Source organism: Polaromonas aquatica, assembly GCF_042659145.1.
GTDB classification, from domain to species: Bacteria; Pseudomonadota; Gammaproteobacteria; order Burkholderiales; family Burkholderiaceae_C; genus Polaromonas; species Polaromonas aquatica.
This window is the reverse complement of the sequence record NZ_JBHSRS010000002.1, coordinates 101,557-114,506: the sequence shown is the minus strand read 5'-3', so window position 1 is coordinate 114,506 and position 12,950 is coordinate 101,557. Positions and strand designations below refer to the sequence as shown.

Here is a 12,950-nt window from a genome sequence, read left to right as displayed (position 1 = left end):
TTGATTCCGTGAAAGGATGGACTCGGATCGTTATGATCGCCAAGGCCGCTGCATTTGACCAATGCTGTTTTTCTTCTCTTCAATGCTTTCAAGGCACTGGGTATGAACGTCTCCTGGCTTGAGGATTTTTTGGTGCTGGCTACGACGGGCAACTTTTCCCGCGCTGCAGATGAGCGCCACATGACCCAACCGGCTTTCGGCCGCCGGGTGCGGGCGCTGGAGGAGTGGATAGGAACAGAGCTTTTCGACAGGAGTTCACAGCCCGTTCGCCTGACAGAGGCGGGGCAGTGGTTCCACGGCATCGCCCATGATTTGCTGGCCCAGGTGGCCCGCCTGCCGGGCGAGGCACGGGCCGTTGCCGAGGCTAGTTCGAATTCGCTTCGTTTTGCGGCGACACATGCCTTGTCGTTTACCTTCATGCCGGGCTGGCTGCGCAGTTTCGAGGCTCACACCATGACGGGCACCATCCAGCTGGAGTCCGATGTGCTGCTGCGCTGCGAGGCCCTGATGGAGCAAAGCAAGGTGCAGTTTGTGGTGTGCCATGCGCACCCCAAAGCCGTCGGCCGGCTGCAAGCCGATGGTTACCCCTCCGTGAAGATAGGCGCGGATGTACTCGTGCCGGTGAGCGCCGCGGATGCCAGTGCTCATCCGATACACATACTCCAGGCCGGCAAGACAGCTGTCCCGCTTCTGAGCTACAGCGCCGAGTCGGGCCTTGGGCGCCTCTTGCGCGAAACACGGCTTGACGCCCTGGAGAACGTTTCAACACAGACCGTGTTCACCGCGCATCTCGCATCGGTTCTCAGGACCATGGTGCTGGACGGACGTGGCGTGGCCTGGTTGCCGCAGACCCTCATTCAGGATGACCTTGCCAGCCACCGTGTTGCCAGGGCGGGCGTGGAGGACTTGTGCATCGAGCTCGAAATAAGGCTTTTCCGGTCCCGCAATTCGATGGGGCGTGCAGCAGAGGCGCTATGGGACGCCGTCGTGGGGTCTGGCGTCGCTGCCACGTAACCGGCACTGAGCCGTAAATTGCACTTCTGTCCAAATGGTGGGCAGTGATGGCCTGCATACGCAGTTATCCTTGGGGCATGCTTTCTGAATGTTCCAGCGGGTCAGACAACACCGCAAAACCCACCCGTCACGCGTCCCTCCTCCCCACCAGCGTCATCTACAAAAACAATACCCCGCAGCGGGACGCAACGGCATGACTCTTTGGCAAACAGCGCTTTTTTTACTGTGTGTGGCGCTGGCTTCCTGCGCCCAGAGCCTGAGTGGTTTTGCCTTTGCGCTGATCCTGCTCGGTCTGGCCGGCCTCTTTGAGCTGGCACCGCTGGCGGACCTGGCCAATGTGGCCACCGTACTGGCACTGGTAAATGCCCAGGTCGCCTTGCGCCGAGCGGGCAAAACACTGGACGTGCCGGCTTTTCGTGATCTTTCCATAGGTGGCCTGGTCGGTATTGTGGGCGGCATCGTGCTGCTCGACTGGCTGGGCAACAGCGTTATCCTGGGCTTGCGCCTGCTGCTGGGCCTGACGGTGGTTGCCTGCGCCATCATTGTCCTGCTGGACGCCGCCGCGTTGCGCCAGCGTTCCTCAGCGGCTTCGTTCCGGCTTTGGGGTGCCGCGTCCGGCCTGCTGACCGGTCTTTTTTCGGCCGGCGGGCCGCCGCTGGTCTACCACCTCTACCGCCAGCCGATGGAGCCCAGGACCGTGCGCGACACCTTGGTGGCCACGCTCGCAGCCAGTTCCTTTGTGCGGCTGCTTGTAGTCCTGTTCAGCGGCCAGTTCAGCCTCAATGCGCTGAAGATGTGCCTGCTTGCCTTGCCGGTGGTGTTCACGCTGAGCTGGTGGCTTGAGCGGTATCCGCCCGGCTGGTCGCGCCCGGCGATGCTTAAACTGATCTGCTTTTTGCTGCTGCTCACAGGCGCAGGGCTGATTGTTCCGGCGCTCCTTCAGATCGCAGGCTGAGCCGGCGGCGCATGCCCCTGTGCGGCTGCCAGGCACTGAATAGTCATTAAAATAGGGCTTTCCCCATTCAGGGACGGGCGCAGCAAGCTATCAAATATATAGCAAACAAAGCAGCCGGCGAGCCCTGATCTTTCCTCTACCTGACCGCGATGCCCTCCTTCCTGACTGCCGCCCTGTACAAGTTTGTCGAGCTGCCCGACTACGCTGCCCTGCAGGCGCCGCTGCTGGCCTGCTGCGAGGCGCAGGGTGTCAAGGGCACGCTACTGCTGGCGGCGGAAGGCATCAACGGCACGATTGCCGGACCCGAAGCCGGCGTGCGTGCGGTGCTGGCGTATTTACGCAGCGATGCGCGCCTGGCTGCGCTGGAACATAAAGAGGCCTGGGCCGACCACCTGCCGTTTTACCGGATGAAGGTGCGCCTCAAGCGTGAAATCGTCACCATGGGCGTGCCCGAGGTACACCCGGCTCTGATGGCCGGTGAGTACGTCAAGCCTGAAAACTGGAACGCCCTGCTGGCCGAGCCCGGCGTGGTGCTGGTGGACACCCGCAACGACTACGAAGTCTCCATAGGCACGTTTGAAGGCGCGATCAACCCCGCCACCAGCAGCTTTTCAGAATTGCCCGGCTGGGTGGAACGCGAAATGGCCGAAGGCGGCAAGCTGGCCCCGGTGGATGGCAAAAAGCCCCGGGTTGCGATGTTTTGTACAGGCGGCATTCGCTGCGAAAAATCCACCGCGCTGATGCGCTCCAAAGGCTTTGACGAGGTCTACCACCTGGAAGGCGGCATCCTGAAATACCTGGAAACCGTGCCCGAGGTGCAAAGCCGCTGGCAAGGCGAGTGTTTTGTGTTTGACGAGCGCGTGTCGGTCGGCCACGGGCTCAAACCCGGCGACTTCACCCTGTGTCGCTCGTGTCGCGACCCCTTGAGCGACGCCGACCGCGCCTCACCGCTTTATGAACTCGGCGTGAGTTGCCCGCACTGCCACGGCAAGACAACCGAAGAACAAAAAGCCGGTTATCGCGAACGCCAGCGTCAGGTCGAGCTGGCCGAAAAGCGCCAGGCAGCCCACATAGGCGTGCGCCAGCCCGGCGCCTGAATTTCAAGCACTCACTTGCCCATGACCGGCGCACCGCCCCTGCCCGTCCTGTATTCATTTCGCCGCTGCCCGTATGCCATGCGCGCCCGGCTGGCGCTGGCTGTCAGCGACCAGGCTTATGAGTTGCGCGAGGTCGTGCTGCGCAACAAGCCGGCCGACATGCTGGCCGCCTCGCCCAAGGGCACCGTGCCCGTGCTGGTGCTGCCCGATGGCAAGGTCATAGAGCAAAGCCTGGACGTGATGCTGTGGGCGCTGCGCCGCAGCGATCCCGAAAACTGGCTTGCGCCGGCGCAGGCGTCCATTGATGACATGCTGGCGCTGGTAAGCGAGAACGACGGTGCATTCAAGCAGCACCTGGACCGCTACAAATACCCGAATCGCTATCCGCAGGAGCCGGGCGGCGACGCGCCGCAGGCATTCGCCGAAACACATCGGGCGGAAGGCGCGCGCTGGCTGGGCCGGTTAGACGCCATGCTGGCCGGCGGCTGGCTGTTGGGCACTCGCACCAGCCTGGCCGACATCGCCATCCTGCCTTTTGTACGCCAGTACGCCCATACCGATGCGATCTGGTTTGCAGCGCAAGACTGGCCGCGCCTGCAGGCCTGGCTGGCAGATTTTGAAGGCAGTGCGCTTTACGCCAGCGTCATGCACAAGCATGCGGCGTGGCAGCCGCTATCAAATCGATAGCTGGTTGCGCTTGTCACTATTTGGCTGCGGGCCTATTTGATGCCTAAAAACAGGCCTGGCGGAGGTCAAAACCTGCGTCAGGCGGCAATTTCGGCTCCCCCAATGCCAAAAATGCCATTTTTTAGATAAAAAAGGCCCGTGGCCGGCCAGAAACAAGCGTGGCCAGCTATCAAATAAATAGCATCCGCATGCTTGCCGCGTTAACGCTGGATACGTGTGGACAGCACCACCGAGGTATGGGTGCGCTCCACCCCATCGAGCAGTCCTATGCCGTCTATCAGCGCATCCAGCCTTTCGATGGAGCCGGCCTGCACGATGGCGATCATGTCAAAGGCGCCGCTGATGGACAGCAGCGAGCGCACCTCCGGAATCTTGCGCAGCGCCGCCTCTACCGGGCCGGAGAGCTTGGGGCCCACGGTCAGCATCACGTGAGCGGATACCTGCGACTTCTCGTAGGCTTCGCCGGTGCGTGCGCCGTAACCTGTGATCACCTTGTCGCGCTCCAGCCGCGTGATGCGGGCCTGCACTGCGGTGCGCGACAGCCCCACCTTGCGCGCAAGCAAGGCCGTGGGGCAGCGCGCGTTCTCGCGCAACTCGGCAAGCAAGGTCTGGTCTATGGCGTCCAGGTTCATGGGCAACTCCTGTAACTGGGAGGCAAAACCGTCTAGATAAATCGCATGTTTCTTATGCTGATTTGGCTAAATTATGAGTTCAATTTGCATAAATTGACACTACCAACTGCCTGAGCGGCGTTTCACAATGGGTCATGCCCCTGCTTCGGGGTGTTGCCCCAAGGAGACCCCATGAAAAAGATCATGGTCGTTGGCGCCGGAAAAATCGGCTCCGCCATCGCTGCCTTGCTGGGCAGCACACCGGACTATGCCGTTACCGTGGCGGACTCTTCACAGGCGGCGCTGGCCGGCATCAAGACCGGCCCGCGTGTACATGGGCTCAGGCTGGACATCACCGATCCCGTTGCCCTGCGTGCGGCGCTGGCGGGGCAATACGCGGTGCTCAGCGCGGCACCGTTTCACCTCACCACACCGATCGCCGAGGCGGCTGTTGCGCAGGGTGTTCATTACCTGGACCTGACCGAAGACGTGGCCAGCACGCGGCGGGTGAGGGAACTGGCCAGGGCAGCGCACTCGGCGCTGATCCCGCAATGCGGTCTGGCACCGGGTTTCGTCTCCATCGTGGCGGCCGACCTGTGCCGGCGCTTTGACAGCCTGCACAGCGTGCGCATGCGCGTGGGCGCACTGCCGCAGTTCCCCTCGAATGCGCTGAATTACAACCTGACCTGGAGCACCGACGGCGTCATCAATGAATACTGCGAGCCCTGCGAAGCCATTGTCGAAGGCGTGCTGCGCCAGGTGCCGCCGCTTGCCGAACATGAGGAGTTTTCACTCGACGGCGTCACCTACGAGGCCTTCAACACCTCTGGCGGCCTGGGCACCCTGTGCGAGACACTGCTGGGCAAGGTGACCCACCTCAACTACAAGACCATACGCTACCCCGGCCACGCAGCCATCATGAAAGTGCTGCTGAACGACCTGCGCCTGCGCGAGCGCCGCCATGTGCTCAAGGACCTGCTGGAAAACGCCCTGCCGGCCACGCTGCAGGATGTGGTCATCGTGTTTGTCACCGTGAGCGGCCAGCGCGACGGCCGGCTGATGCAGGAAACCTACGCCCACAAGGTCTACAGCCAGGTGGCCGGCGGCGTGCTGCGCAGTGCGATCCAGATCACCACAGCTTCAGGCATTTCTGCGGTGCTGGACTTGCTGGCTACGCGGCGGCTACCCGCCCGGGGTTTTATCCGCCAGGAGGACATCGCCCTGGGTGATTTCCTGGCCAACCGTTTTGGCAAGGCATTCGCGGAGCATCCGGCGGAGCGGGCTGCGGCCTGAGCGACGGCCCAGCTCTTAGAGCTCGGGCGCTATAGCCTCTGCATAGTCGTACAGCGCCCCCAAAATCGCCTCGCCGCGCTCATCGGCGGTTTCCGACAACGTGTCAATCTCGGCAAACAGCGCATCCACATTGCGCGCCCCGCCCTCGCCCTCCAGCAGGCGCGCAGCGCGATGCGCTTCCCAGCGCTCGTTTTCTTCCGGCGAAAGCGTATCTGCAAAATTACGGGCGCGGTACCTGAACACCAATTCCGCCAGCCGTTCATCGTCAAAGCCGGTGCGGCTATGCGCCATTTCTGCAGGCGACAAGGCGCGCAGCTGGTTCAGGCGCCGGCGGTCGGCGTTGCCTACAAATCCGCCGTACAAATCCTCATCAACATCCGGCGTAGCCTCTTTGGGACGCTGGAAAACCTCTGGCCAGATGGCGCTCATGTCGGGCAGGCCGGCGGCCTTTTCGGCATTGCGCAGGACAGCTTCGATATCCACGCCCCATTTGGCCGCCATCTCCGGTGTCAGCGTGGCCAGCTTGCGCACGACCATGGGTGACTTGTTGAGGTGTACCGATTTAAGCGGCAGACGCTGTACACCTTCTGGCAAATCGGCCGACTTGCTGAACAGGCGCTGGCGCAGGGTGGCCACGTCAAGCAGCGGCAGCTCACCCGGGTCATGCGCCAGATCCCAGGCCAGCAGCTCGTTTTTATTGGTCGGGTGTGTTGCCAGCGGCCACATCACGGCTAGGCAACCGCGCTCGGACGGAAACATGCCCGACACATGCAGAAATGGCCTGGCCGTCTGGGCGCTGGCGGGCAGGCCCAGCTCGGCCGCCACGCGATCCTTTTTGTGCAGGCCCAGGCAAAAGTCAAAGAGTTTGGGCTGGGCCGTGCGAATCAGCCGCGCCAGCGCAATCGTGGCGCGCACGTCTGACAGGGCATCGTGCGCGGCTTCGTGCAACAAGCCGTTGGCACGCGCCAGGTCTTCGAGCTTGAAGCTGGGCTTGCCTGCATGGGGGCCGTCTTCCTTGATTGGCCAGACGATGCCCTCGGGTCGCAGCGCATAGGCCATGCGCACCACATCGAGCAAATCCCAGCGGCCGCAATCGTTTTGCCACTCGCGTGCGTAGGGGTCTATCAGGTTGCGCCAGAACAGGTAGCGTGTGACTTCATCGTCAAAACGAATGGTGTTGTAACCCACGCCTATGGTGCCGGGCTGGGCCAGCACGGCTTCGATCTGCGCCGCAAACGCATGCTCGGGCAGGCCGCGCTCCAGGCACAGCTGCGGTGTGATGCCGGTGATCAGGCAGGAAGCCGGGTCGGGCAAATAATCGTTGGCGGGCTGGCAGTAAATCATCAGCGGCTCGCCGATTTCATTGAGCTCCGCGTCGGTGCGTATGCCGGCAAACTGCGCGGGCCGGTCACGCCGGGTATTCAGGCCAAAGGTTTCGTAGTCGTGCCAGAGAAAGGTGTGGGAGAGCATGAAAGGTTCAGATTCAGAAGGTTCAGAGCAAGGGGGAAAACAGCCGCGCCGTTGCATCGGCCAGGCGCATGGGGAAGCTCTGCTGGCGCCCGGCTGGCACGGCAGACGCGCTGCGGAGATCGGTCTCGAACTGTGCCGCAAGCGGCCCTGCCAGCGCCGGGCCATAGACGACGGCCATCACTTCGAAGTTGAGGCGGAAACTGCGGTTGTCAAAGTTGGCCGTGCCCACCATGGCGCAATTGTCGTCCACCACCAGCGTCTTGGAATGCAGCATGCGCGCCTTGTACTCCCAGACCTTGACACCGGCGGCGATCAGTTCATTGAAGTAGGAGCGCGCGGCGGCGCTCACAACCAGGCTGTCGCTGCGGCGCGGCACCAGAAGCCGCACGTCGACGCCGCGCAGCGCCGCACTCGTCAGCGCCATCAGCGCGGGTTCACCCGGGACAAAATAAGGCGTGGTCAGCCAGGCGCGCTGGGTGGACGTGTTGATGGCGGTGACATGCATGCGGTGTATGGCTTCCAGCCCGCTGTCCGGCCCGCTGGTGACGATCTGCACCGGTATCTCACCGGCTTCCATGACAGGCAGCAGGCGCGGCAGCAGATGCGGAAGCGCGGGCGTAGTGTCGTTAGGGTACTCGCCAGTGGTATAGGCCCAGTCCTCCAGGAAGGTGGTCTGCAGCCAGCGCACGGCGCTGCCTTCAATGCGCAGGTGCACGTCGTGGTAGGCGTCGGTGCGGGTCCGCATGTCCTCTTCGTCGGTGATGTTGACCCCACCGGTAAAACCGATACGCCCATCGCACACCACGATCTTGCGGTGGGAGCGATAGTTGGTCACAGGGCGCAGGCGACGGCCTATGCGGGTATCGTGAAACAGCGCGACATGGGCACCGGCAGCTTCCAGCGGTGCCAGGAATTTGCGGCCAAGGCGCTGCGAGCCCAGCGCATCGACCAGCAGGCGCACCGTAACACCCTGCATGGCCTTTTGCACCAGCAGGTCACGCAAGGCCGTGCCTATCCGGTCGGGCTCAAAGATGTAGTACTCAAGGTGGACATGATCGCGCGCGCCGCGTACAGCCTCGAAGATACTGTCAAAAGTCCGTGCACCGCCGGAAAGCAGCTCAACCGCGGTGGCGCTCGACACCGGAAGCCCGCAGGCGGCGGTGCCCAGCGCGGCCATCTGCCGCAAGGACTCGGGCGCCGCTTCAGCCGCCTCGCGCAACAGGGCAAGGTCGGCATCACTGCGCTCGCCGGCGCGGCTGCGCAGCCGTTTGAGGCGCTGTTTCTTCAGGCGCTGCGGGCCCAGAAAATAGTAGATAACAAAGCCCGCAAAAGGCAGCAGGGCCAGGGAAAGTATCCAGCTCATGGTGGACACCGGGGCACGCTTTTGCATCACGATCCAGATCGACAGCACCGCGATATAGGCACTCCAGGCCAAAGAAAGGCCGGTTTTCCATTCGGAGCTGAGTTCTGGAAGCGTCAAGGCGAAAGAATCTTTAATTCTGGGTTGAGTGCGGGCGGAATAAAAAAAGGCCGATAGCGTGATGCTACCGGCCTTTTGGGCAAGCGCTGGAAAATCAGCGCCTGGAACCCGTTTCTAGTTCGTCTCGGCGGCCTCCGCCTCGGGTTTGGCCCTGCCTTCCTTCTTCGGCAGCGGCTGGATGTCGAGTTCGACCTCGCCGGTTTCCACGCCCTTTTCGTCGGTCGTGACCTTCATGTCGACGGTCAGGCGGCCGCCGTCCATCAGGCGGCCAAACAGCAGTTCGTCTGCCAGGGCACGGCGAATCGTGTCCTGGATCAGGCGCTGCATTGGCCGCGCGCCCATCAGCGGATCAAAGCCCTTTTTGCCGAGGTACTTGCGCAAGCCATCGGTGAAGGTGACTTCCACCTTTTTCTCGGCCAGCTGCGTTTCAAGCTGCAACAGGAACTTGTCGACCACGCGCAGGATGACGGTTTCGTCCAGCGCCTTGAAGCTCACCACCGCATCGAGGCGGTTGCGGAACTCGGGTGTGAACAGGCGTTTGATGTCCGCCATCTCGTCGCCAGCTTCACGCGGGTTGGTAAAACCAATCGTCGCCTTGTTCATGGTCTCGGCACCGGCATTGGTTGTCATGACGATGATGACATTGCGGAAATCGGCTTTGCGCCCGTTGTTGTCCGTCAAGGTGCCGTGGTCCATGACCTGCAGCAGCACATTGAAGATGTCCGGATGCGCCTTTTCGATCTCGTCAAGCAGCAGCACGGCATGCGGCTTCTTGGTGATCGCCTCGGTCAGCAGGCCACCTTGGTCAAAACCGACATAACCCGGGGGCGCGCCTATCAGCCGGCTCACGGCATGGCGCTCCATGTACTCCGACATGTCAAAGCGGATCAGCTCGATGCCCATGATGTAGGCCAGCTGTTTGGCCGCTTCGGTCTTGCCGACGCCCGTGGGGCCTGAGAACAGGAAGGAGCCAATCGGCTTGTCATCCTTGCCAAGGCCCGAACGCGCCATCTTGACAGACGAAGCGAGCACATCCAGCGCCTTGTCCTGGCCGAACACCACGCTTTTCAGGTCACGTTCCAGCGTTTTCAGCTTGCCGCGGTCATCGTTGGACACGTTGGCGGGCGGAATGCGGGCAATCTTGGCCACAATCTCTTCCACCTCGGTCTTGGTGATGGTCTTCTTGCGCTTTGACGCCGGCAGAATCCGCTGGGCAGCACCCGCCTCGTCAATCACGTCAATCGCCTTGTCGGGCAGGTGGCGATCATTGATGTACTTGGCGCTCAGCTCGGCAGCGGCTTGCAGGGCCGCCAGGGCGTATTTGACGCCGTGGTGCTCTTCAAAGCGCGACTTCAGGCCTTTGAGGATATCCACGGTTTCCTGCACGGAAGGCTCGACCACATCTACCTTCTGGAAGCGCCGTGACAGGGCCGCATCTTTTTCGAAGATGCCGCGATATTCGGTGAAGGTGGTAGCGCCTATGCACTTGAGCTGGCCCGAGCTGAGGGCCGGCTTGAGCAGGTTGGACGCATCCAGCGTGCCGCCCGAGGCCGCACCGGCACCGATCAGGGTGTGAATTTCATCGATGAACAGAATGCCGTTGGGCTTGTCTTTCAGGGCCTTGAGCACGCCCTTGAGGCGTTGCTCGAAGTCACCGCGGTATTTGGTGCCGGCCAGCAAGGCACCCATGTCCAGCGAGTACACCTGCGCCTCGGCCAGGATTTCCGGCACGTCTTTTTGCGTGATGCGCCAGGCCAGGCCCTCGGCGATGGCGGTTTTGCCCACGCCGGCCTCACCCACCAACAGCGGGTTGTTCTTGCGGCGGCGGCAGAGGATCTGGATCACGCGCTCGACTTCGTACTGGCGGCCGATCAGCGGATCGATCTTGCCATCCTTGGCGAGCTGGTTCAGGTTCTGCGTGTACTGCTCCAGCGGCGAGGCCTTTTCGTTCTTTTCGCCGCCTTCTTCGTTTTCAGCCGCGCTTTCACCGGCCTTGGCAGGCTCGGGCGGATCGCTCTTCTTGATGCCGTGCGCGATGAAATTGACCACATCCAGGCGCGTCACGCCCTGCTGGTGCAGGTAATACACGGCGTGCGAGTCTTTCTCGCCAAAAATGGCGACCAGCACATTGGCGCCAGTCACTTCCTTTTTACCGTTGCCGGTGGACTGCACATGCATGATGGCGCGCTGGATCACGCGCTGGAAACCCAGCGTGGGCTGCGTATCCACGTCATCGGCGCCCGCCACCTGGGGGGTGTTGTCCTTGATGAAGTTGGCCAGCGACTTGCGCAGATCATCAACATTGGCGGAGCAGGCGCGCAACACCTCGGCCGCACTGGGGTTGTCCAGCAAGGCAAGCAGCAGGTGTTCCACGGTAATGAACTCGTGGCGTTGCTGGCGCGCTTCGACAAAGGCCATGTGCAAGCTGACTTCTAATTCCTGGGCAATCATTGATTTTCCTTTCGGCTTGCTGCGTTGATGGTTGAACTCATGAATGGAATATTGGCCGCATTTTTCATTATTCAATAGGCTCGCTGACGCACTGCAAGGGGTGGCCATTCTTGCGCGCGGCTTCCGTGACCTGGTCCACCTTGGTGGCCGCCACGTCCTTTGAGAACACGCCGCAAACGCCTTTGCCGTCCAGATGGATCTTGAGCATGATCTGGGTGGCGGTATCACGGTCCTTGTTGAAAAACTCCTGGATGACCACCACCACGAACTCCATCGGGGTGTAGTCGTCATTGAGCAGCACCACCTGGTACATCTGGGGCGGCTTCGTTTTCTGGGGCCGGCGCTCGAGCACCACCGCATCCCCACCACGACCGTCTTCAGGTTTGAAAACCGGTGCGGCAGGCGCTGGGGGAATCTTCGGGGTTTTCGGGGATTGGGTAGCCATGGATTTCATTCTAGCCATCGGTGATGGTCTGTGTGCTCGATAGGGGATTCAAAAGACAGTGGTGGCGGGAACGAGACATTCAAGCGGCCTGCATGGACTTTTTTAACAGCCATTCAACGGAAAAACCGCCTCGGGATCGCTCCCGGGCGGCTTGCCAAGTGACCAGAAGCAGGCCAGCTTTACATATTGTCGATCATGACCTGGCCAAAGCCGGAACAGCTGACCTGGGTTGCGCCCTCCATCAGGCGGGCAAAGTCGTAGGTGACCTTCTTCGAGGCAATGGATTTTTCCATGGAGCTGATGATCAGGTCCGCAGCTGCGGTCCAGCCCATGTGGCGCAGCATCATCTCTGCGGACAGGATTTCGGAACCTGGATTCACATAGTCCTTGCCCGCGTACTTCGGTGCCGTGCCATGGGTCGCCTCAAAACAGGCCACGGTATCGGACAGGTTGGCGCCCGGAGCAATGCCGATCCCCCCCACCTGGGCGGCCAGCGCGTCGGAAATGTAGTCGCCATTGAGGTTCAGGGTTGCAACCACCGAATATTCGGCAGGACGCAGCAGGATTTGCTGCAGGAAAGCATCCGCAATGACGTCCTTGACAACAATGTCTTTACCCGTTTTGGGGTTCTTGAGCTTGCACCATGGACCACCGTCGATCAGCACGGCAGCAAACTCCTTTTGCGCAAGCCCATAGGCCCAGTCGCGAAAGCCGCCCTCGGTGAACTTCATGATATTGCCCTTGTGCACGATGGTCACGCTGGGTTTGTCATTGTCGATTGCGTACTGGATGGCCTTGCGCATCAGGCGCTCTGTACCTTCGCTGGACACCGGTTTGACGCCTATGCCGGAAGTATTCGGGAAACGAATCTTCTTGACGCCCATTTCATCCTGCAGGAACTTGATGAGCTTTTTGGCCTTGTCGCTGCCGGATTCAAACTCGATGCCCGCGTAAATGTCTTCCGAGTTTTCACGAAAGATGACCATATTGGTTTTTTCGGGCTCTCTCACCGGCGATGGCACACCCTTGAAATACTGGATGGGACGCAGGCAGACATAGAGGTCCAACTCCTGCCTCATGGCGACGTTCAGGCTGCGGATGCCTCCACCAACCGGCGTTGTCAGCGGACCCTTGATGGACACCACATAGTCGCGCACGGCATGCAGCGTTTCTTCGGGCAGCCAGACGTCAGGGCCGTACACCTTGGTCGACTTTTCACCGGCGTACACCTCCATCCAGTGGATTTTTTTCTTGCCGCCGTAAGCCTTCGCAACCGCCGCATCGACCACCTTGAGCATGACGGGCGTGATGTCCGCGCCCGTGCCGTCGCCTTCAATAAAGGGAATGACCGGCTCGTCCGGGACATTCAGCGAATTGTCGGCGTTGACCGTGATTTTTTGACCCTGGGCGGGCACCTTGATGTGCTTGTACATGTAGAAGAGTCTCC

11 protein-coding genes are annotated in these 12,950 nt (G+C 61.3%); 5 read left to right on the top strand and 6 right to left on the bottom strand.

The features are described 5' to 3' along the window. Positions 1–102: 102 nt before the first annotated feature. From ACFQND_RS01190 to ACFQND_RS01175, 4 genes are all read left to right on the top strand, one after another. The gene (locus ACFQND_RS01190) at positions 103–1,014 is read left to right on the top strand and encodes a LysR family transcriptional regulator (RefSeq protein WP_371435466.1); all 912 of its coding nucleotides are present in this window, start codon (positions 103–105) and stop codon (positions 1,012–1,014) included. A gap of 193 nt (positions 1,015–1,207) precedes the next feature. Then, on the top strand, positions 1,208–1,969 hold the full coding sequence (locus ACFQND_RS01185; protein WP_371435465.1) for a TSUP family transporter: 762 nt from the start codon (positions 1,208–1,210) through the stop codon (positions 1,967–1,969). A gap of 149 nt (positions 1,970–2,118) precedes the next feature. Continuing rightward, positions 2,119–3,066: an oxygen-dependent tRNA uridine(34) hydroxylase TrhO gene (gene trhO, locus ACFQND_RS01180; protein ID WP_371435464.1), complete on the top strand. Its 948-nt coding sequence runs from the start codon at positions 2,119–2,121 to the stop codon at positions 3,064–3,066. 21 nt (positions 3,067–3,087) lie between these two features. After that, positions 3,088–3,753: a glutathione S-transferase gene (locus ACFQND_RS01175; protein WP_371435463.1), complete on the top strand. Its 666-nt coding sequence runs from the start codon at positions 3,088–3,090 to the stop codon at positions 3,751–3,753. 200 nt (positions 3,754–3,953) lie between these two features. Here ACFQND_RS01175 and ACFQND_RS01170 read toward each other — a convergent pair whose 3' ends face one another. Next, positions 3,954–4,385, bottom strand: coding sequence for an Lrp/AsnC family transcriptional regulator (locus ACFQND_RS01170; protein ID WP_371435462.1), 432 nt, complete (start codon positions 4,383–4,385; stop codon positions 3,954–3,956). A 171-nt stretch (positions 4,386–4,556) separates the two neighbouring features. Between ACFQND_RS01170 and ACFQND_RS01165 the strand changes: the two genes are divergently transcribed. Further along, the gene (locus tag ACFQND_RS01165) at positions 4,557–5,657 is read left to right on the top strand and encodes a saccharopine dehydrogenase family protein (RefSeq protein WP_371435461.1); all 1,101 of its coding nucleotides are present in this window, start codon (positions 4,557–4,559) and stop codon (positions 5,655–5,657) included. Between the two features lie 15 nt (positions 5,658–5,672). On the opposite strand, the gene sbcB is transcribed toward ACFQND_RS01165, so the two are convergent. The 5 genes from sbcB to icd all read right to left on the bottom strand — a co-directional run bounded on the left by sbcB (position 5,673) and on the right by icd (position 12,936). Next, the gene (sbcB, locus tag ACFQND_RS01160) at positions 5,673–7,127 is read right to left on the bottom strand and encodes an exodeoxyribonuclease I (RefSeq protein WP_371435460.1); all 1,455 of its coding nucleotides are present in this window, start codon (positions 7,125–7,127) and stop codon (positions 5,673–5,675) included. Between the two features lie 22 nt (positions 7,128–7,149). Beyond that, a complete protein-coding gene (gene cls / locus ACFQND_RS01155; protein WP_371435459.1) occupies positions 7,150–8,607 on the bottom strand; it encodes a cardiolipin synthase in 1,458 nt (485 codons plus the stop codon). Positions 8,608–8,721: 114 nt separating this feature from the next. Further along, positions 8,722–11,058 (bottom strand): ATP-dependent Clp protease ATP-binding subunit ClpA, encoded by a 2,337-nt coding sequence (clpA, locus tag ACFQND_RS01150; protein ID WP_371435458.1) that lies wholly within the window; start codon positions 11,056–11,058, stop codon positions 8,722–8,724. A gap of 67 nt (positions 11,059–11,125) precedes the next feature. Next, complete coding sequence (clpS, locus tag ACFQND_RS01145; RefSeq protein ID WP_371435457.1) at positions 11,126–11,503, bottom strand: ATP-dependent Clp protease adapter ClpS; 378 nt, start codon at positions 11,501–11,503, stop codon at positions 11,126–11,128. Between the two features lie 179 nt (positions 11,504–11,682). After that, the gene (gene icd / locus ACFQND_RS01140; RefSeq protein WP_371435456.1) at positions 11,683–12,936 is read right to left on the bottom strand and encodes an NADP-dependent isocitrate dehydrogenase; all 1,254 of its coding nucleotides are present in this window, start codon (positions 12,934–12,936) and stop codon (positions 11,683–11,685) included. Between the last annotated feature and the right edge of the window lie 14 nt (positions 12,937–12,950).

Coding starts and splice junctions, on each gene's coding strand:
- ACFQND_RS01190 (WP_371435466.1), top strand. CDS start 103: ATGAACGTCTCCTGGCTTGAGGATTTTTTGGTGCTGGCTACGACGGGC.
- ACFQND_RS01185 (WP_371435465.1), top strand. CDS start 1,208: ATGACTCTTTGGCAAACAGCGCTTTTTTTACTGTGTGTGGCGCTGGCT.
- trhO (WP_371435464.1), top strand. CDS start 2,119: ATGCCCTCCTTCCTGACTGCCGCCCTGTACAAGTTTGTCGAGCTGCCC.
- ACFQND_RS01175 (WP_371435463.1), top strand. CDS start 3,088: ATGACCGGCGCACCGCCCCTGCCCGTCCTGTATTCATTTCGCCGCTGC.
- ACFQND_RS01170 (WP_371435462.1), bottom strand. CDS start 4,385: ATGAACCTGGACGCCATAGACCAGACCTTGCTTGCCGAGTTGCGCGAG.
- ACFQND_RS01165 (WP_371435461.1), top strand. CDS start 4,557: ATGAAAAAGATCATGGTCGTTGGCGCCGGAAAAATCGGCTCCGCCATC.
- sbcB (WP_371435460.1), bottom strand. CDS start 7,127: ATGCTCTCCCACACCTTTCTCTGGCACGACTACGAAACCTTTGGCCTG.
- clpA (WP_371435458.1), bottom strand. CDS start 11,058: ATGATTGCCCAGGAATTAGAAGTCAGCTTGCACATGGCCTTTGTCGAA.
- clpS (WP_371435457.1), bottom strand. CDS start 11,503: ATGGCTACCCAATCCCCGAAAACCCCGAAGATTCCCCCAGCGCCTGCC.
- icd (WP_371435456.1), bottom strand. CDS start 12,936: ATGTACAAGCACATCAAGGTGCCCGCCCAGGGTCAAAAAATCACGGTC.